The organism is Streptomyces sp. NPDC127177, assembly GCF_042672475.1.
Taxonomy (GTDB): Bacteria; Actinomycetota; Actinomycetes; order Streptomycetales; family Streptomycetaceae; genus Streptomyces.
In genome coordinates this window covers 15,908-33,977 of the sequence record NZ_JBHXUW010000030.1, presented here as the reverse complement: position 1 = coordinate 33,977, position 18,070 = coordinate 15,908, and the positions used below count along the sequence as shown (strand labels likewise).

Annotated in this window: 18 protein-coding genes; 9 read left to right on the top strand and 9 right to left on the bottom strand. The window is 71.6% G+C overall.

What is annotated here, in order from left to right; translation table 11 throughout:
- Window positions 1-244 precede the first annotated feature (244 nt).
- Window positions 245-2,929 carry a discoidin domain-containing protein gene (locus tag ACFVJX_RS19805; RefSeq protein WP_384126432.1) on the top strand — a complete coding sequence of 895 codons (2,685 nt, stop codon included), beginning with the start codon at window positions 245-247 and terminating at the stop codon, window positions 2,927-2,929.
- On the opposite strand, the gene ACFVJX_RS19800 is transcribed toward ACFVJX_RS19805, so the two are convergent.
- Window positions 2,916-3,818, bottom strand: coding sequence for a DMT family transporter (locus ACFVJX_RS19800; RefSeq protein ID WP_384126433.1), 903 nt, complete (start codon window positions 3,816-3,818; stop codon window positions 2,916-2,918). The genes ACFVJX_RS19805 and ACFVJX_RS19800 overlap by 14 nt on opposite strands.
- Before the next feature lie 39 nt (window positions 3,819-3,857).
- Between ACFVJX_RS19800 and ACFVJX_RS19795 the strand changes: the two genes are divergently transcribed.
- Window positions 3,858-4,394, top strand: a complete 537-nt coding sequence (locus ACFVJX_RS19795) for a MarR family winged helix-turn-helix transcriptional regulator (protein WP_384126434.1) — start codon at window positions 3,858-3,860, stop codon at window positions 4,392-4,394.
- A gap of 90 nt (window positions 4,395-4,484) precedes the next feature.
- Here the strand turns inward: ACFVJX_RS19795 and ACFVJX_RS19790 are convergent, their stop codons facing one another.
- On the bottom strand, window positions 4,485-5,147 hold the full coding sequence (locus ACFVJX_RS19790) for a TetR/AcrR family transcriptional regulator (RefSeq protein WP_384126436.1): 663 nt from the start codon (window positions 5,145-5,147) through the stop codon (window positions 4,485-4,487).
- 113 nt (window positions 5,148-5,260) lie between these two features.
- Here ACFVJX_RS19790 and ACFVJX_RS19785 point away from each other — a divergent pair, with 113 nt between their 5' ends.
- The 3 genes from ACFVJX_RS19785 (at window position 5,261) to ACFVJX_RS19775 (ending at window position 8,130) form a co-directional block, all read left to right on the top strand.
- Window positions 5,261-6,307, top strand: coding sequence for a medium chain dehydrogenase/reductase family protein (locus ACFVJX_RS19785; RefSeq protein ID WP_384126437.1), 1,047 nt, complete (start codon window positions 5,261-5,263; stop codon window positions 6,305-6,307).
- A gap of 52 nt (window positions 6,308-6,359) precedes the next feature.
- Entirely contained in the window at window positions 6,360-7,376 is a 1,017-nt protein-coding gene (locus ACFVJX_RS19780) for a TetR/AcrR family transcriptional regulator (protein WP_385745217.1), read from the top strand.
- 118 nt (window positions 7,377-7,494) lie between these two features.
- The gene (locus tag ACFVJX_RS19775) at window positions 7,495-8,130 is read left to right on the top strand and encodes an ABC transporter permease (protein WP_384126440.1); all 636 of its coding nucleotides are present in this window, start codon (window positions 7,495-7,497) and stop codon (window positions 8,128-8,130) included.
- Between the two features lie 20 nt (window positions 8,131-8,150).
- On the opposite strand, the gene ACFVJX_RS19770 is transcribed toward ACFVJX_RS19775, so the two are convergent.
- The 4 genes from ACFVJX_RS19770 to ACFVJX_RS19755 all read right to left on the bottom strand — a co-directional run bounded on the left by ACFVJX_RS19770 (window position 8,151) and on the right by ACFVJX_RS19755 (window position 12,621).
- Window positions 8,151-8,804, bottom strand: a complete 654-nt coding sequence (locus ACFVJX_RS19770) for a response regulator (protein WP_384126441.1) — start codon at window positions 8,802-8,804, stop codon at window positions 8,151-8,153.
- A gap of 4 nt (window positions 8,805-8,808) precedes the next feature.
- The gene (locus ACFVJX_RS19765; protein ID WP_384126442.1) at window positions 8,809-10,362 is read right to left on the bottom strand and encodes a sensor histidine kinase; all 1,554 of its coding nucleotides are present in this window, start codon (window positions 10,360-10,362) and stop codon (window positions 8,809-8,811) included.
- 80 nt (window positions 10,363-10,442) lie between these two features.
- Window positions 10,443-11,648: a hypothetical protein gene (locus tag ACFVJX_RS19760; RefSeq protein ID WP_384126443.1), complete on the bottom strand. Its 1,206-nt coding sequence runs from the start codon at window positions 11,646-11,648 to the stop codon at window positions 10,443-10,445.
- Between the two features lie 385 nt (window positions 11,649-12,033).
- Entirely contained in the window at window positions 12,034-12,621 is a 588-nt protein-coding gene (locus tag ACFVJX_RS19755; protein ID WP_384126445.1) for a TetR/AcrR family transcriptional regulator, read from the bottom strand.
- A gap of 124 nt (window positions 12,622-12,745) precedes the next feature.
- Between ACFVJX_RS19755 and ACFVJX_RS19750 the strand changes: the two genes are divergently transcribed.
- On the top strand, window positions 12,746-13,324 hold the full coding sequence (locus ACFVJX_RS19750) for a hypothetical protein (RefSeq protein ID WP_384126446.1): 579 nt from the start codon (window positions 12,746-12,748) through the stop codon (window positions 13,322-13,324).
- Between the two features lie 111 nt (window positions 13,325-13,435).
- On the opposite strand, the gene ACFVJX_RS19745 is transcribed toward ACFVJX_RS19750, so the two are convergent.
- Together ACFVJX_RS19745 and ACFVJX_RS19740 are read right to left on the bottom strand one after the other, a co-directional pair.
- On the bottom strand, window positions 13,436-13,804 hold the full coding sequence (locus ACFVJX_RS19745; RefSeq protein ID WP_384126447.1) for a hypothetical protein: 369 nt from the start codon (window positions 13,802-13,804) through the stop codon (window positions 13,436-13,438).
- A gap of 98 nt (window positions 13,805-13,902) precedes the next feature.
- Window positions 13,903-14,361 carry an ATP-binding protein gene (locus tag ACFVJX_RS19740; protein WP_384126448.1) on the bottom strand — a complete coding sequence of 153 codons (459 nt, stop codon included), beginning with the start codon at window positions 14,359-14,361 and terminating at the stop codon, window positions 13,903-13,905.
- A gap of 323 nt (window positions 14,362-14,684) precedes the next feature.
- Here ACFVJX_RS19740 and ACFVJX_RS19735 point away from each other — a divergent pair, with 323 nt between their 5' ends.
- From ACFVJX_RS19735 to ACFVJX_RS19725, 3 genes are all read left to right on the top strand, one after another.
- Entirely contained in the window at window positions 14,685-15,551 is an 867-nt protein-coding gene (locus ACFVJX_RS19735) for a helix-turn-helix domain-containing protein (protein WP_384126449.1), read from the top strand.
- Window positions 15,548-15,799 carry a DUF397 domain-containing protein gene (locus tag ACFVJX_RS19730; RefSeq protein ID WP_384126451.1) on the top strand — a complete coding sequence of 84 codons (252 nt, stop codon included), beginning with the start codon at window positions 15,548-15,550 and terminating at the stop codon, window positions 15,797-15,799. The genes ACFVJX_RS19735 and ACFVJX_RS19730 overlap by 4 nt, the downstream gene beginning before the upstream one ends.
- A gap of 83 nt (window positions 15,800-15,882) precedes the next feature.
- On the top strand, window positions 15,883-16,698 hold the full coding sequence (locus ACFVJX_RS19725) for an SAM-dependent methyltransferase (protein ID WP_384126452.1): 816 nt from the start codon (window positions 15,883-15,885) through the stop codon (window positions 16,696-16,698).
- A gap of 262 nt (window positions 16,699-16,960) precedes the next feature.
- Here ACFVJX_RS19725 and ACFVJX_RS19720 read toward each other — a convergent pair whose 3' ends face one another.
- A complete protein-coding gene (locus ACFVJX_RS19720; RefSeq protein ID WP_384126453.1) occupies window positions 16,961-18,064 on the bottom strand; it encodes an SPFH domain-containing protein in 1,104 nt (367 codons plus the stop codon).
- Window positions 18,065-18,070 lie beyond the last annotated feature (6 nt).

Sequence of the window (18,070 nt, the reverse complement as noted above, 5' to 3'; positions counted from 1 at the left end):
CACGTCCGGGGCGGGCCCGGGACCGGGCACGTCCGGGGCGGGCCCGGGAATGCCGAGGTGGCCCGGCAAGTCCAAGGCGGGCCCGGGCCGGCCAGAAGCGGCCCCGCCAGCAAATCCGAGGCGGCCCCGGCAGGTCCGAGACGGGACTCGCAGCCGCTGAGGCGGCACCCGGCCGCTGTCGCGTCAGCCGTTCACCCGCGCGCCGTGCGCCGGCGCGGCGGGGCCGTCTCTCTACGTTCGTACCGTGAGCCTCTCGCGTAACACTCTCCTCACGTCACTGCTCGCGTGCGCCCTGATCGCACCCCTGCCGCCCGTCGCCCACGCCTCCGGCCAGGCGTCGCCCGCCGCCTCACCCGGCCCCGCCGCGGGGCGCGGTGACGATGTGGCCTGCGGCAGGGACACCGACCCCGCCTGGGCTCCCACGTCCACGGCGTTCGGCGAGGCCAAGGGCTACGACCCCTATGTCGGCAACGGCTATCTGGGCCACCGGGTGCCCGCCGCGGGCGCCGGGTACGCGGAGCGGACCGAGAAGACCGGCTGGCCGCTGTTCACCCCGCGCTACGACGGGGCCTTCGTCTCCGGGCTCTTCGGCCGCGACCCTGACCTGTCGGCCGACCGCGAGGTGGCGGCCGCGCTGCCGAGCTGGACGAACCTCGATGTGCGGGTGGGCGATGAGACGTACGGTTCCGCGACTCCGGCGGGCCGGATCTCCCGGTACCGCCAGACGGTGTTCCTGCGCTGCGGACTCGTGCGTACGTCGCTGCGCTGGACGACCGCCGACGGCCGCGCGACCGACCTGACGTACGAGGTGCTGGCAGACCGCGCCGCCGTGCACACCGGCGCCGTACGGCTGCGCTTGACTCCGCACTGGAGCGGCACGGCGACGGTCACCGGCCGGCTCGACCCACGCGGCGCGCGCCGGATCGCACTCGACGACGACGGAACGTTCCGCACGACGGGCACCGGGACTGAGGGCGCGATCGTGCAGACGATGCGCCTGCCCTCCGGGAGCGTGCACCAGAACCTGGAGGACGCGCTCCGGGACCCCGGAGTCGCGCACCGGAGCGCGGTGGGTACGGCGACGTCGCGGGTGAGCGCCGGGCGCACGTATACGTTCGAGAAGTACGTCGGGGTCGATACCGCGCTCACTTCGCGCGCCCCGCGCACCTCAGCCCGTGAGGCGTCCCGGCGCGCGGCTCGGCTCGGCTGGTCCGGCGTCCTCGACGAGAACGCCGCAGCCTGGCACCGGGACTGGGCAGCGGACGTGCTGGTACCGGGCAGTCCTGATCTGCAGAAGTGGCTGCGCTCGGCGCAGTACGGGCTCCTCGCCTCCACCCGCACCGGCTCCCGCGACAGCATCGCCCCGGCCGGACTGACCAGCGACAACTACGCGGGCATGGTGTTCTGGGACGCCGAGACGTGGATGTACCCGGGGCTGCTCGCCACCCGCCCCGAGCTGGCCCGTTCGGTGGTCGAGTACCGCTACCGCACCCGCGACGAGGCCCGTACCAACGCCGGGAAGCTGGGGTTCAAGGGGCTGTTCTACCCGTGGACGAGTGCGAGCAGGGGCAACCTCTGGTCGGAGTGCCAGAGCTGGGACCCGCCGCACTGCGTCACCCAGAACCACCTCCAGGGCGATGTCTCGCTGGCCGTCTGGCAGTACTACCTGGCCACCGGCGACCGTGACTGGCTGGCCGGCCACGGCTGGCAACTCCTCCAGGGCATCGCCGACTTCTGGGCCTCGCGCGCCACCGAGAACGACGACGGCAGCTACTCCGTCAAGGAGGTGGCGGGTCCCGACGAGTACAGCAACGGCGTCACGGACGGGGTGTTCACCAATGCCGTCGCCGCCACCGCCCTGCGCAACGCCACCCGCGCGGCGCGGCTGCTCGGCCACCCCGCTCCGGCCGAGTGGAACGAGGTCGCGAACGGACTGCGCATCCCGTACGACCCCGAACGCAAGCTCTTCCTCCAGTACGCGGGCTACGACGGCTCGACGATCAAACAGGCCGACACCGTCCTGCTCATCTATCCGCTGGAGTGGCCGATGGAGTCCGGTGCGGCCGCCGCCACGCTCGACTACTACGCCTCCCACACCGATCCGGACGGCCCGGCGATGACGGATGCCGTCCACGCGGTCGACGCCGCCGCGATCGGGGAGCCGGGCTGTGCCACGTACACCTATCTCCAGCGGTCCGTGCGCCCGTTCCTGCGCGGCCCGTACGCCCTGTTCAGCGAGGCGCGGGGCGCCAAGGCGGGCGCGCAGGATCCCCTGTCCGGTTTCCCCGCCGAGGACTTCGTCACCGGCAAGGGCGGCTTCCTCCAGGTGTTCACGCACGGGCTGACGGGGTTGCGGCTGCGGGAGGACGGGGTGCGGCTGGATCCGACACTGCCGCCGCAACTGCGCGAAGGGGTCACGCTGACGGGCCTGCGCTATCGAGGGCGGACGTACGACATCGCGATCGGCCCGCGCACGACGGAGGTACGGCTGACCGCGGGCGCCCCGTTCACGCTCCACACGCCCGCCGGTTCACGTCTTCTGTCCACCACGCTCACCCTGCCCACCCGCCGCCCCGATCTGACTCCGACCACCGACGCGTCCCGGTGCCGTCCGGTGACGGCCACCTCCGAGACGCCCGGGCTGTACGCGGCCGCGGCCGTTGACGGCAGTACGGCGACGGCCTGGTCCCCGGACGGGGCGACGGGCACGCTGACCGTGGATCTCGGGCGGACGGCGGCGGTCACGGCGATCACACCGGAGTGGACGGATGTGCGGCCGGCCTCGCACCGGCTGGAGACCTCAGCCGACGGGCAGCGCTGGGAACCGTACCGGGCGGGAGCGGTGGCCCGCGAGGTGCGGGTGACGGTCCGGTCTGCGGATGCGGACGAGCCGACGGGCGTACGGGAGTTGAGGGTCACCCAGCCGTAGTGGGGGCCTTCCCGTCCACCGGTGTGCGGATCGCGGCGGGCCGCCGGCTCCTCGGCCGGCCGAGGAGGATCCCGCCCAGCACCAGGACGAGCCCGCACACCTGCCGGAGAGTGAGGGACTCCCCCGCGATCACGGTGCCGAGCAGCACCCCGGTCACCGGGTTGAGCAGTCCGACCAGTCCGACGGTGGCGGCGGGCAGATGGCGCAGGCCCGTGAACCAGGCGGCGAACGCGACCGCGGTCGCCACCACGGTGACGTAACCGAATCCGAGGACGGCGGGCCCGTCGAGCGCGGGCGGCGCGCCCTCGACCACGGCGGCGAGGGGCAGCAGCAGTAGACCACCGGCGATCAGCTGCCAGGAGGTCGAGGCAAGGACGTCGGCGCCCGCACCCCAGCGCTTGGCGAGAACGTAGCCGAGGGACGACATCAGCATGGCGGCCACCGACGCCAGCACTCCACGCACGTCGACGGAGACCGATCCGGTCAGCAGCATGAGGCACACCCCGGCGATGCCCGCGGCGGCGCCCAGCAGGGGCAGCAGGCCCGGCCGTTCCGCGACCAGCGCCCAGGCGATCAGCATCATGGCCACCGGAGAGGCCGCCATGATCGTCGACGCGGTGCTGGTGGGGAGCAGTTGCGCGGCGACGTAGACGAGGGCGAAGAACCCGCCCATGTTGAGGACACCGAGGACCGCGGCCTTCCACCACCAGGAGCCGTGGGGCCGCTGCCGGCGGACGGCCAGGAGCAGCAGTCCGGCGGGCAGGGCCCTGATCGCGGCCCCGTAGAGCGGGGTCTCGGCAGGCAGGTAGGCGCGGGTGACGTAGTAGTTGGTGCCCCACGCCACCGGCGCGATCGCCGTGATCAGCACCCACCGCAATGTAGCTTCCATGGAAACTATTATGCCTTCCTTGGAAGCTATAGTGAGGACATGCAGGATTCCTGGGATTCCTCCTCCGCCCCGCAGCCTCCGGACCACGTCGCACGCATCCAGGCCGAGTGGTCCCGCGAACGCCCCGATCTCGACGTGAGCCCACAGGGCGTGATCGGACGGCTGCACCGGCTCGGCGGGCTGCTCACGGAGGAGCTGTGCGTGGTCTACCGGCGATTCGGCCTGAGCGAGGGCGAGTTCGACGTACTGGCCGCTCTTCGGCGGGCCGGGGAGCCGTTCGAACGGGCCCCCGGGGAACTGGCCACGCACACCATGGTCACCACGGGCGCCATGACCAAGCGCGTCGACCGGCTGGAGCGCGCCGGCCTGGTCACCCGCCGCCGGGCCGCCGGGGACGGACGGGGGCGGGTGGTCGCCCTCACCGACGCGGGCCGGGAGCTGATCGACCAGGCGTTCACGGAGCACATGCGCAACGAACGCCGCCTCCTCGACGCCCTGACCGGCGACGAGGCCGCGGCACTGGAGCCACTGCTGACCGCATGGCTGGCGCGGGTGGAACCGCCACGCGGAGGCTGATCCCCACGGGCGGGGGCGAAGACCCCAGCCGACCGGGGCGAAGACCCCATCCAGCCGGGGCCAAGACCCCATCCGACCGGGGCGAAGACCTCAGCCGGCCGGGGCGTCCAGGCGGGCGAGCGCGGTGATGACGCGGTCGGCGATGTCCTCCGGCCAGGGGAAGGCGCGCGTCACGGCGCGCTGATGCGCCAGTCCGTGCAGGCCCAGCCACAGCGCGACCGCGTCGCTGGACGGATCGGTGCTGGTGGACCACCCGGCGGCGACACAGCCCGCGAGTTCGTCGACGAGGATCCGCATCGTGTCGGCGCCGAGTTCGGCGAGATCCGACGCGGTCAGGGAGCTGTCACCCAGGTCCGGCACCCAGAGGCCGCCGAACATCGTGCGGTAGCGCTCGGGATGGGTCCGGGCGAAGCCCAGATAGGCGTTGCACACGGCGTACAGCCGATCCCGGGGATCGGCGCCCACCCCTTCCAGCGCCGAGAGCAGGCTGTTGTGCAGTCCGGCGAACTCCCGCTGCACGACGGCGAGCATGATGGCCGGCTGATCCGGGAAGTGCGGGTAGATCGACGGGGCGGCGATTCCGACCCGCCGGGCGACCGATCGCAGGGTGATGGCCCGCTCGTCGCCCGCTTCGTCCAGCAGCTCCACCGCGGCGGCGACGATGTCCTCGCGCAGACGACCGCCCTCACCGCGGCGATTACGCGCACGGGCCCGCTTCGGCGCCTCCGGGGCCGCTTCTCCATTACTTTCCATGCCGTCACCTTACGCCGTGAAGTTTATGGGCGTATCCCTCTTGCGGACGCTCCAATTACGGCTGTAGCGTTACACCCGTAAGCAAACGACGCGAAGCCTTGAGGGGTAAAACCATGACCGCCAGTACCGTCACCACTCGCGCCACCGAGATCGTCCTGCCGGGCGCGGTCGAGCCGGAGGGTCTCGAGGTCCGCACCCGCGAACTGCCGGCGCCGGCCGCGGGCCAGGTCGTGCTGCGGATGGAGGCGACCGGGGTCGCCTTCGCCGAGCAGCAGATGCGGCGGGGGAAGTACTACGACCAGCCGCCGTTCCCCTTCGTGCCCGGCTACGACGTGGTGGGCACGGTCACCGCCACCGGGCCCGGCGTGGACGCCGCGCTCACCGGACGCCGGTTCGCCGCGGTCACCAAGACCGGTGCCTGGGCCAGCCACCTGCTCCTCGACGCCGTGGACCTGATGCCCGTACCCGGCGATGTGGACGCCGCGGCGGCGGAGGCGGTGCTCGTCAACGGGATCACCGCCTGGCAGATGCTGCACCGGCTGGCCGATGTCCGGCAGGGCGGGATCATCGTCGTCCTCGGCGCCAACGGCGGAGTCGGCTCCACACTCGTACAACTGGCCCGGCACGCGGGCATCACGGTGATCGGCACGGCCTCGCCCCGCCACCACGCCACCGTGCGCGAGCTGGGCGCGAGCCCCGTCGACTACCGAGACCCCGACATGTACGCCAAGATCCGGGAGCTCGCGCCGGACGGTGTGGACGCGGTCTTCGACCATGTCGGCGGCGCCGGAGTGGAGGAGTCCTGGCGGCTGCTGCGCCGAGGCGGAACGCTGGTCTCCTACGGCACGGCCGCGACGAAGGACGAGGAAGGCAGCTCGCAACTGCCGGTCCTGAAGCTGTTCGCGCGGTTGGCGGCGTGGAACTCCCTGCCCAACGGCAAGAGTGCGCACTTCTACAACTACTGGGCCGGCCGGCGCCGTCGGGCGGTGTGGCAGCAGCGGCTGAGCGAGGACCTCACGCAGGTGCTGCGGCTGGTGGCCGACGGCGCTCTCATCCCGCAGATCGCCGCGGAGATGCCCCTGACCGAGGCCTCCTCCGCGCTCGCGCTCGCCGAGTCCCGCACCGTCCTCGGCAAGGTCGTCCTCGTCCCCGGGACGTGACGGGATGCGCCTCGCCGCCGGCGGGGGCCGGGGACTGCGTGACGCGGCGCCCGTGACCACCGACACGGACCGGGGAGCGCCCGTCACCACCGGCGCCTCCCCGCAACGTGCCGGAACGCCCCCCGCCGCCGACGCGCCCCCGGGACAGGACAGCGCCCTCCATACCGCCGACGCGACGCCCGGGCAGAGCAATCCCCACCTCACCGCCGACACGACGCCCGGGCAGAACACCGCCCGCCTCACCACCGACACGACCCCCGGGCAGAACACCGCCCGCCTCACCACCGACACGACCCCCGGGCAGAACACCGCCCACCTCACCACCGACACGACCCCCGGGCAGAACACCGCCCACCTCACCACCGACACGACCCCCGGGCAGAACACCGCCCACCTCACCACCGACACGGCGCCGCCCCGCCGAGCTCACCGTCCGCGGAACCGTCGGGGCGAGGGCAATCATCTGCGCGCCGAGATCGTGGCCGCGGCGACCGATCTGCTCGATCGCGGCGACGAACGGGACGTCACCCTGCGCTCCGTGGCCCGGAGGGCAGGGATCACCGCCCCGTCGATCTACCCGCACTTCACCGGCCGGACGGCCATCCTGCTCGCCGTGGTCCGCGAGGCCTTCGCCGATCTGGCCGGCCGGCTCGGGGCGGCTGCGGACGCCGCCGGCGGCGACGCCGCGCAGCGCCTGCACGCCGCCTGCCACGCCTACCTCGATTTCGCCGCCGCCCACCCGGAGCGTTACCGCGCCATGTTCGGTGAACGCGCCAACCCTGTCGCCGTCACCGACGGCGGCGACGCCGGAGACGATCTGGCGTCCCTCGGCGCGGACGCCCTGAAGGTCCTCACGCTCGGCCTCACCGACTGCGTCGCCGCCGGACATTCGACCAGCAACGACCCGTGCGCCGACGCGATCGCACTCTGGCTCGGACTGCACGGGCTCGCCCACCAACGCGCCATATCCCGCGCCTTCCCCTGGCCCGCCGGTCTCGTACGTCCCTTCGTGGCCTCGCTGTCCCACCTCGACACGGCAGCGGGTGGCCCGCCCCCTACCCCCGGCTGAGCCTGGGGCTCAGCCCCAGGCCAGGGCCCAGACCCAGCCCGTCTACACAAGTCGCCCGAAAACCAAGTGAGTTCACGGCCGTGAACTTGCTCTCGGCCCCACCCCGGAGGTTCCCGCCATGCCCGCCACCGCACCTGCCCCCGTCGCACCGTTCGCCCCCGGATCCACGCCCACCCGGCGTCCCGCGACCCCGACCGCGACCGCGAACACGACCGAAGTCGACAACCGCGCCACCTACGTCAGCTTCGGACTCGCCTATGTGCTCGGCCACGGCAGCGCCGCGGTCTCCCGGGGCAGCACTCCCCTGCTCGACCTGCCGGACTGGCTGCCGATGACACTCCTCGGGATCGGCCTCGCCGCCGGAACGGTCCAGGCGACCGTCGCGGCCCTGCGCGCCCAGCGCGCCACGACCGGCGCCGACGACATCCTGTCCGGCAAACTGCTCGGCGCCGCCTGGGTCATCGCCTTCGGCGCCCTTTTCCTCGCCATCACCGGCCTGACGAACAGCCTCGATCTGCCCGACCTGCAGTCCATGCTCTGGCCCACCGGCTCCGGACTCGTCGTCGGCCTGCTCTACCTCGCCGAAGGCGCCGCCCGCCGCAACCTGCTGCACTACGGCCTCGGCACCTGGCTCGCCCTGACCTCGACGGCGGCACTGCTCTTCGGCACCCCCGGCCTCTACTGGGTCCTCACCATCGCCGGTGGCGGCGCCTACGCCCTGGCGGCGATGCTCGAACGCCGCCGCCTCGCGTGACGGACGGCCGCGACGCGGGCTCAGTGGCCGGTGAGCAGCCCGGCGTCGTGCGCCAGGACGGCGGCCTGGACGCGGTTGGCGCAGCCGGTGCGGGTGAGGATCCGGCTGATGTGGGCCTTGACCGTACCGGCGCTCAGATACAGCTGATCCGCGATCTCCGCGTTGGAAAGGCCCGTGCCCAGCAGCCGCAGCACATCGTGTTCGGCCGGGGTGAGTACCCCGGTCCGGCGCAGCGCGGTCTCGGTGTTCCGGCCGGACTTCACGTGTCGTTCCAGCAGCTGCCGGGTGATCCTGGGTGCCAGTACCGGTTCGCCTTCGGCGGCGCGTTGCACGGCGCGGATCAGTTCGGCGGGACCGGTGTCCTTCAGCAGGAATCCGCTCGCTCCGGCCCGCAGGGCTCGCGTCACGCTCTCTTCCTCACCGAACGCCGTCAGCATCACGACGCAGGTGCGGGGTGAGAGCCGGGTGATGTCCTCGGCGGCGGCGATCCCGTCCCGGCCCGGCATCTGGATGTCGAGCAGGGCCACGTCGATGTCCTGGGCACGGCAGGCCGCGGCGGCCTCACGACCGTCGCCCGCCTCGGCGACCACCCGGATGTCCTCGGCGTTCTCCAGGATCAGCCGGATTCCCGCGCGCATCAGCGCCTCGTCGTCGGCGACCAGGACTCGGATCATCAGCTCATCTTAGGGCCGCGTAGACAAGCAGGGCGCCGAGGAAGACGGCCGTGGGGAGGATGACGAGCAGTGTCACGCAGCCCGATCCGAGGACTCGCGGCCAGGTCAGGATCTCGTCCGGCAGAGGAGCTCGGGCCCCTCTCTGTTCACCACCGTCGGCCTGCCGCCGTCCCGGTCCAGGAACAGGGAGGGGCTCAGCGGGGAGCGTTTCCGCCGGCTCGACGAATCCCGGGGGCTCACTCCCCCGGAGGGGCAGCCAGGCCGCGACGCGGAAGCCACCGTCCGTCAGGGTGCCCGACCGGAACGTGCCACCGAGCAACGAGATCCGCTCCTGACAGGCGGCCAGACCGCTGTGAGTCCCGCCGCGGGAGTGGCCACCGATGTCGGGTGCCCCGTTGGTGACGGACACTTCGACAGCGCTGTCCGTGCTCCGGACCACCACGGTGGTGGGCGCGCCGGACGCGTGTTTCAGTACGTTCGTCAGGCCCTCGCGGACCACCCGGTGGATCGCCTGTCGCGTGCGCGGAACGACGTCGGCGGTGTCGGGAACGGACCAGTCCAACTCGACTGAGCCGCCTGTCCGTCTGGACTCCTCCACGAGGGCGGCGATGTCCTCACGCGTTCCCCTCTCGTCGCCGGACCGGCCCGAACTGCGCGCCCCGTCCGTCCCATCCGCCCAATCGGTCCGATGCGCCCGGTCGGCGAGGTCCTTGTGCCGCAGGACACCGAGGATCTCTCGCAGTTCCTCCATGGCCGTACCCGCCGTCGTACGGAGCAGCTCGGCCTGTCCGGCGAGGGCGGGTGCCTGCCGTGCGGCGCCGAGTTCGAGCGCCCCGGCGTGCACCGAGATCAGGCTCAGCCGGTGGCCCAGGAGGTCGTGCATCTCTCCCGCGATCCTGGTCCGTTCCTCCAGCCGGGCCGTCGCGGCGGTCAGCGCACGGGCCTGTTCCAGATAGGCGTTGCGTTCCCGCAACAGACGGACGAGGGGCCGCCGCCGCCCCAGCAGGGTGCCGGCCAGAGCAGGAAGCAGCAGGAGCAGCACCGCCGAGACCGCACTCTCGGCCAGGAGCGGCAGCAGCCCCCCGGGCCGGACCAGGGCGCGGGCCAGGGTCAGGACGACGACACCCGCGCAGGCCGCCCCGACGAACCGCCACACACGCCGCGACGGTTCGATACGGCGGGCGGCGGACAGGACGACCAACGGCGCCACGGCCAGGGTCCACACGTTGTCCCCCACGACCAGGACCGAGGAGGCCAGGACGGCGACGCCCGGACGGCCGCGGCGGGCGGGAACGATCAGCGCCGCCCACAACGCCTCCAGGACGGCAGGGGCCACCCGGTGCGGGGGCGCCAGCAGCAGCGGAACCAGGCCAACGGCTGCCACCAGGGCGCACAGGAGCGTCTCGGCCACGACCGTGCGACGCCCGGCGGCCTGTACCGCGGACCATGTCTCCGCCACTTCACGGCGCGACCGCCCCGCCGCATCGGCCGCCGCGCGCTTCAGGCGTACGCCGGCTCCGCGGCCCGGGAGTCGGGTGTCTCCGGTCGCACGACTCATGGTCCCCCTCCGCTCCGCCTCGGGATCCTCCCCGGTGCGAACGGTAGCCGTGGTGGTCGCCACCCCTCGGGCCCGGGGGATCATGCACCCAGCCGGAGGTCCAGCTCCGCCCGCAACCCGGCCACGTCCACCTGGTCGGCGGCCGGCAGCTGGGCGAGCACGGCACCGGCCCCCACTCCGGCACCCGCACCCGTCGCCGGCTCGTCGAGCAGTGCGGACAGCAGGTGGACCGTGCCGACCGTGGGCGACCCGTGCTCGGCGGCGGACAGCTGAGCCGCCGCCATGGCCCGCTCGGCGGCGGCGGACCGTCGCACGCGGCTGCTGAGGGGCGCGTCGGGGGACAGCTCCGCCGAGGCCCCCCGGACCAGTGCCGTCTGCCGTACGCCGTGCCGGCGCAGCAGGTCCGGAGCGGAGTTGGCGTGCTCCAGAGTCCCGGGAAGCGAGCGGCCGGCCACGGACAGCGCCCGGTCGAGCGCCAGCGTCCCCAGCAGGAGATCCACCGGCTCGACCACGGCACGCCCGCACCGGGCCGCTTGCCGCATGGCCTCGACGGACACCGCGAACAGAACCGGTGAGCCGTTCACGGCGCTTCCGGACGTCCATGAAGTCAGCGCGCGGGTGAGGCGGTTACCGCTCCTGCCCAGCAGACCGGCCCGGCGCAGAAGAGTGACGCCGCGGGATTCCGGCCCCTCGGTCTCGGCGGCGGCGCCCGCGTCCAGGCGGTCGAGCGCGGACGACGCGGACGCCACATCCAGCCGTCGCAGCAGCAGCGCTTCCCGTGCCCTGGTGTCCGGCAGGTCCAGCAGCGCACGGGCCACGTGGCGGCAGCGCACGGAGATCGTCCCTTCGGCGCGGGCCGACCCGAGCGCGAGCAGGAGGCACGCCCGCAGGGCAGCGCTCATCTCGATCCGCGCCGAGCCGCTGTCCGCCGCCGAACCGTCCGAGGCCGTGGCAGTACGCCACCGGGCCTCACGCCAGGCGGCATCCACCTCGCACACGTCGGCGTCCTGGGCTTCCGCGGCGGCGCCTGGTCCGTCCGGCGTGCCGGGTGCCTCGTCACCGCTCACCCAGCCGCAGCCCGACCGGCCGGAGACCAGACCGCTGAGCGATCCGGCCTTCCGCATGCCCGGGGCGATCGAGGCACCGGCGTCCGTGTCCCCCATCACGAGCTCGGCCAAGAGCGTGTCCGTCCCCACGACGGCCAACTCCCGCCGTTCCGCGTGGCGCAGGGCTGCCACGAGGAGCTCCACGACATCCGGCTCGAACTCGGTGGTCGCCCCGGTCACGGCTGTCCGGCCGGCGGTACGGACGGATGCGCGGTCAGCTGTTCGGCCGGCTGGCTTGGTCGTCCCTCGCGGTCCCATGAACGTTCCCCTCACTGCGTGGTGGCCTGGTCCGAACGACGCTAGGCGTGCACATCACGCCGCCGCGTCTGCCGATCGGCCGGACTCCCCGTCCGATCGGCCGGACTCTCCATCCGATCGGCCGGACTCTCCATCCGAGATCGGCGGACGGTCGACGCGGGAGGCCCCCGGTGGTTCACCGCGCAGGAAGAAACCTCAGGCGGTCATACCTGCTCGTCCAGGCCGTACGCACGCTTCCGGCCCGCGCCCGCTCAGGCCGCAGTCACCCAGGTCGCGCCCACCCCTGCCGCGCCCACCCGGGCCCCAGTCACTCGGGCCCACGCGACCGCAGGATGCCCTCGACACCTTGCAGGAAGGTTTCGCAGACCAGGTCCGCGTCGGCGAGACAGCCGGCTGCCATGGCGCCGTCCCGGAGCATGACGAGGTGCCGGCCGGCCGCGTCCGCCGGGACGAATCCGGCCTCCGCCATCAGCTCCGTGACCGTGTCCAGGAACCACTGCCGGTGGGCCAGCACGGCCTGGTGGATCGGGTGGGCGGGATCGGGGTACTCGGCCGCCGCGTTCAGAAAGGCGCATCCACGGAACCCGGGCGACCTGATGCCCTCGGCGATGGACCGGCTGACGGCCCGGACCCTGTCGGCCACAGGCTCACCGCTCGCGACGGCGGCCCCGACCTGCGCCCGGATCCCCTGGTCGGCCTGGTCGAGATAGGCGAGGACGAGCTCTTCCTTGCCCGCGAAGTGCCGGTACAGCGTCGCCCGGGTCACCTGCGCCTCCGTGATGATCCGGTCGACGCCGACGGAGTGGATTCCCTCGGAGTAGAAGATCCTCGTCGCCGTACCGAGCAGCCTGGCTCGCGCCTCGGACGTGCTGCCGCCATCTGTGTCCCGACTCATGGGCCCGAGGCTACCAAACCGATGAGGGAGAACGTTCGGTCTTGACAGCGGTCGCGGAGCCCCTTTAGATAGATAGGAGACCGAACGTTCTCCCTCACCTCATTCCAGACCGGAAGGCACTCCCATGGACGCCCTCGTCGACACCTCCCACGCCGCCCGCACCACCTCCGGCGGCGCTCCCGCCGCCCTGCGGAAGCTGTATTTCCTGCGCTTCGCGTTCGCCGCCGTATGGGCCGGACTGCTGTTCGCGACCGCCGACACGCTGGGACCGCTGAGCGCGACCCTGCTGGTGATCTATCCCCTGTTCGACGTGGCGTGCGCCGTCGTCGACGTCCGGTCGGCCCGCACGCTCGGCGGCCCCGTCCGCGGCCTGTACGCGAACATCGCACTGAGCACCCTCACCGGCATCGGCCTCGCCGTCGCCGCCACGTCCGGCATCCCGGCGGTCCTGCGCGTCTGGGGCATCTGGGCCGTCACCGCGGGCATCGTCCAGCTCGTCGTCGGCGCCGTCCGACGCCGGCTCGGCGGCCAGTGGGCGATGATCATCAGCGGCGGCATCTCCACGCTCGCCGGCGCGTCCTTCTTCGCACAGGCGGGCAAGGACGGCGCCACCCTGAGCAATCTGGCCGGTTACGCCTTCCTCGGAGGCGTCTTCTTCCTCGTCTCCGCCCTCCGCCTCAAGCGCACCGGCACGGACGCCTGACGTATGACCCCCGGAGTGCCGGCGGAGCCGTCCCAGGACCGCCGGCCGGACCCGAGCGTGTGCCGCCGGGTCCGGCCGACGCCCCCGGGGCGGCTCCGATCAGCGGTCCCCTCAGCTCCTCGACGACAGGGGCGCCCAGGTGTACCGGACGCGCACGCCCTGGTCGTGGAGCCAGGCGGCCTCGCGGTGCCGGAGTTCGCGCGCGGACTCCGGGGCGATGGCGCTGGGCCAGCGGACGAGTACCGCGGCGACGTGCCCCGTCTGCACCAGCTGCCGCACCCGCCGCCACCCCCTGCGCCGGGCCGGGTCGGGCTCACCGAACGTATCGGTGACGACCTCGGCGATCGTCAGCCCTCGTTCCTCGGCGAACGTCCGGCCTTCTGTCTGCGCACGCTGCGAGGCTTCCCGGGACGCGCCCGGGGTTCGGTCGGCACACACGTACAGCACGACTGGAGAAGCGGTTTCAACGTGGGGAGTCATGGCCGCCTTCTGTGAACGGATCGGGGAGGAGAGGAAGGGGTCCGCCGCGCGAAGGGGATACGGCGGGCCTTGTTCGGCGTCGTCCGGCTTCCGCGGCTTCAGGGGTGTGCCGTCAACTCCGCCCAGACGACCTTGCCTTCGGCCCACGTAGAGCGTGCGGAGCCCCAGCTGTCCGCCAGTTGCGAGACGAGGAACAGCCCTCGCCCGTTCTCCTCGCCGGGGCCGGCTCGGTGCTCGGGCGGGCGGACCGGGGTACTGCCCTCGTCGTGCAGTTCGATACGCAGGCGCCGCTCGTCACCGGTCAGCGTGAGTCCGCACAGGACACGGCCGCTGCCGGTGTGGAGCACCGCGTTCGTGGTCAGCTCGGAGACCAGCAGCACCGCGTCGCAGCACGTGTCGCCGGGCACCTTCCAGGCCTGGAGCCGCTCACGCACGGTGTCGCGGGCCGCTCTCGCGCTGGTGCGCAGGGCGGGCAGGCCGAACCAGTACTCCCGGCGCGACGCGTCCCCGGCTAAGACGGGAGTCGCGGCCGTAGCCGATGGCGTGGACAGAGTCACGGATGTCGCCTTCCAGCGCCATTCGGGGCGGGGCGCGGTGTGTGGGGGGTGAGGGACTGCAACTCGAGCGGTGAGATGCGTACGCCGAGGCAGCGCCCGGCGGCGGGGTGCTGTACCGACGACGGCATCGACATCACGCACCTCTCCGGACCGGATCCTGCTGTCACTGCTGCGACTTGACCTCTCACACATCCACTATGCGCGCGATAGAGCACACGCTGCAACCGACTCCCTGATAATTTCAGCAGCTCTGGTATCACCCTGGCGCCAACATCAAATCACTGTAAGAATGCTGTTGTTGACGGTTCTTCAGGAGGTTGGGCGTGAGCGAAGCCCGTTCCAGCGCCAGCGCGCCGACGGTCCTGCGCATGATCCTCGGCCGTCGGCTGCAGGACATGCGGCTCGGCGCCGGTGCCTCACTGGAGGACGCGGCGAAGGCACTGCGCGTGAAGTCGCTGACGATCCGCCGGCTGGAGAAGGCCGAGGTCCCGCTGAAGCCTCTCTACGTGGAGAAGCTCCTGGAGACCTTCGGAGCGGACCGCCAGGAGATCGACGAGTTCGTCGAACTGGCCGAGCAGGCCAACGAGCCCGGCTGGTGGCACTCCTATCGCGATGCCGTTCCCAGTTGGTTCACCGCCTACGTCAGCCTGGAGACCGACGCCAAGACCCTGCGCACGTACGAGCCCCAGTACGTCTCCGGGCTTCTGCAGACCCCTGACTACGCGCATGCCGTGCTGCGCGGCGGGCTGCCGAACGGCAGCGAGGAAGAGCTCACCCGACGCGTGGAGCTGCGGCTGCGCCGCCAGAGCCTGCTGGAGCGGGAGGACGCCCCCACGTTGTGGGTGGTCATGGAGGAAGCCGTCCTGCACCGGGTGGTGGGCGGCCCCCAGGTGATGCGAGAGCAGATCGAACGACTCCTGGACGTCTCGGAGCGCGCGCACATCAGCCTCGACATCGTGCCGTTCACCGCGGGCGCCCATGTCGGAGCGTGCGCCCCGTTCACCTACTTCCGGTTCGAGGAACCCGAGCTGCCCGACATCGTCTACAGCGAACTCCTGTCCGCCTCCGTCTACCTGGACCAGCGCGCCGACGTCGTCTCCCATCTCGAGGCACATTCCCGCATGGCGCTGCTGACGTCGTCCGACGACAGCAAGGCGCTCTTGAACCGCATGCGCAAGGAGTACTCATGACGATCACCGACGAGGGCGTCTACAACGGTATGCCGGCCCGCAATCTCGGGGACCAGGGATGGGAGCGTCCCTGGAGCGGGCCCAACGGCGGTCAGTGCGTCGAGACGAAGCAACTCGCCGACGGCCGCGTGGCCATGAGGCAGTCCACCGACCCGGCAGGGCCGGCACTGATCTACACACCGGAGGAGATCGCCGCGTTCGTCCGGGGGGTCAAGGAGGGCCTGGCCGATCACCTGGCCACCGGGTGATCCGACGGTGAGCAGAAGGGACGACGGCAACCCGTCCCGTCCCTGGCCCGCGGGCCGTCAGACACACATACGAAAGGGAGAACATGACCACCAGGCAGGCCGGCCAGGACCTCGACACGAGCAAGGCGCACTCGGCCCGGATGTACGACTACTTCCTCGGCGGGAAGGACCACTTCGAGATCGACAAGGAGGCGGCCCTGGTCGCCGCCCAGGCCCACCCCGGCATCTACGTGACCGCGCGCGAGAACCGGGCGTTCATGCACCGGGCCACCCGGGTCCTGGCGCAGGAGCACGGCATCCGCCAGTGGCTCGACATCGGCACGGGCATCCCGACCGAGCCCAACCTGCACCAGGTCGCCCAGTCCGTCACGCGCGACGCCCGCGTCGTGTACGCGGACAACGACCCGCTCGTCCTCAAGTACGCCGAACGCCTCATGCGCAGCACCACCCAGGGACGCACGGCGTACGTCCAGGCCAGCGTCACCGACCCCGATGCGCTGATGAGCGCCGTGGAGGACGCGGGGGTCCTGGACTTCGACCAGCCCATCGCCCTCTCCCTCAACGCGCTCATGCACTTCATCACCGACCCGCACGACCCGTACGCCATCGTCCGCCGACTGCTCGACCCGCTCCCGGCGGGCAGCGCCCTCGCCATGAACCACTGCACGCCCGACTTCGACCCCGTCACCTGGAACAAGGTCGCGGAGGTCTACACGAAGTCCGGCTCTCCCGTGCAGTTCCGTTCACACAGCGACGTCCGCCGCTTCTTCGACGGACTGGACCTGGTCGACCCCGGCATCTGCTGCTGCCACCGCTGGCGCTCCGAGCCGACGCCGGGCGCGGAGGACATCGCGGACGCGCAGATCAGCCTGCTGGCGGGCGTAGGAATAAAGCGCTAGCGCCCCGCATGGAGGGCGCCTGTCGAGGGGGGCGCAACGGGCGGCCGCACCCGAAGCGGCTACCCGGCAGTGCCCGGGTAGCACCGCACACCGTGGCCCCCGGAACGGGCCCGCAACCGAGGCACCCCCGAAGCACAACGCACGAAGCACGAGCACGAAGCACAAAGCACAAAGCACCCAGAGTCACTCCCGAAGCGCTAGTCCCTAATCCCTCATCCCTAATCCCTCATCCCTAATCCCTCTACCTCCGCCGTCAATTCATTCAATCGCCGGACGTCTGCTGTCGATCCGGCAGCTGGGCCGTCCCGGCGGCTTCGGCCTCGGCCTTCGCGTCGCTCACCGCGGCGGCGGCCTGCTTGGCAACCTCGTCGGCAGCCGCGGACGCATTCAGCGAAAGAGCCGAACCCGCCTCGAGCTCCGACACCCCGGCCTCGCCCGACGTGTCGGCGGCGGGTGGTGCTTCCTCGCCCTCCGCGGACGGAGGAGCCCCCGTCTTCGAATCATCACCGAACGCGCCGGTGACGGTACGAATCGCCTCGGTCAGCTCACCGGGGATCACCCAGAACGTGTTGTTCTCGCTGCTCGCCAGATGCGGGAGCGTCTCCAGGTACTTGTAGGCCAGGACCTTCGGGTCGGCGTTGTTGCGATGCACGGACTGGAAGACGAGCTCGACCGACTTCGCCTCGCCGTCAGCCCGCAGGATCATGGCCTGCTGCCTGCCCTGCGCTTCCAGGATGTCCTTCTGCTTCGTGCCCTCGGCGGTGAGGATCTTGGCCTGCCGATCACCTTCGGCGTGCAGGATGGCCGCGCGCTTGTCACGCTCGGCCCGCATCTGCTTCTCCATCGCCTCTTTGATGGTGTTCGGTGGATCAATGGCCTTGATCTCGACCCGGTTGACCCGGATACCCCACTTTCCGGTCGCGTCGTCGAGGACGGCGCGAAGCCGGGCGTTGATCTCCTCACGCGAGGTGAGCGTGCCCTCCAGATCCATACTGCCGATGACGTTACGCAGTGTGGTCACGGTGAGCTGGTCGATCGCCTGCAGATAGTCGGCGACCTCGTAGGCCGCCGCCCGCGGATCGGTGATCTGGTAATAGAGCACGGTGTCGATGTTCACGACGAGGTTGTCCGCGGTGATCACCGGTTTGGGGTCGGACGAGTACACCTGCTCACGCACGTCGAGTTTGGTGTTGACGCGGTCCGCAACCGGCAGGACGAAATTCAGCCCTGGTTGCAGCGTGCGTCGGTATCGGCCGAAGCGCTCGATGTTGTAGCGGCGCGCCTGCGGAACGATCCGCACAGTGGCGGCCACGAGAAAGACGACGACGATGGCCGCCACAAGAATCGGGATGACAAACGGATCCACGCTTCC

Coding starts and splice junctions, on each gene's coding strand:
- ACFVJX_RS19800 (WP_384126433.1), bottom strand. CDS start 3,818: ATGGAAGCTACATTGCGGTGGGTGCTGATCACGGCGATCGCGCCGGTG.
- ACFVJX_RS19795 (WP_384126434.1), top strand. CDS start 3,858: ATGCAGGATTCCTGGGATTCCTCCTCCGCCCCGCAGCCTCCGGACCAC.
- ACFVJX_RS19790 (WP_384126436.1), bottom strand. CDS start 5,147: ATGGAAAGTAATGGAGAAGCGGCCCCGGAGGCGCCGAAGCGGGCCCGT.
- ACFVJX_RS19785 (WP_384126437.1), top strand. CDS start 5,261: ATGACCGCCAGTACCGTCACCACTCGCGCCACCGAGATCGTCCTGCCG.
- ACFVJX_RS19775 (WP_384126440.1), top strand. CDS start 7,495: ATGCCCGCCACCGCACCTGCCCCCGTCGCACCGTTCGCCCCCGGATCC.
- ACFVJX_RS19770 (WP_384126441.1), bottom strand. CDS start 8,804: ATGATCCGAGTCCTGGTCGCCGACGACGAGGCGCTGATGCGCGCGGGA.
- ACFVJX_RS19765 (WP_384126442.1), bottom strand. CDS start 10,362: ATGAGTCGTGCGACCGGAGACACCCGACTCCCGGGCCGCGGAGCCGGC.
- ACFVJX_RS19755 (WP_384126445.1), bottom strand. CDS start 12,621: ATGAGTCGGGACACAGATGGCGGCAGCACGTCCGAGGCGCGAGCCAGG.
- ACFVJX_RS19750 (WP_384126446.1), top strand. CDS start 12,746: ATGGACGCCCTCGTCGACACCTCCCACGCCGCCCGCACCACCTCCGGC.
- ACFVJX_RS19745 (WP_384126447.1), bottom strand. CDS start 13,804: ATGACTCCCCACGTTGAAACCGCTTCTCCAGTCGTGCTGTACGTGTGT.
- ACFVJX_RS19730 (WP_384126451.1), top strand. CDS start 15,548: ATGACGATCACCGACGAGGGCGTCTACAACGGTATGCCGGCCCGCAAT.
- ACFVJX_RS19725 (WP_384126452.1), top strand. CDS start 15,883: ATGACCACCAGGCAGGCCGGCCAGGACCTCGACACGAGCAAGGCGCAC.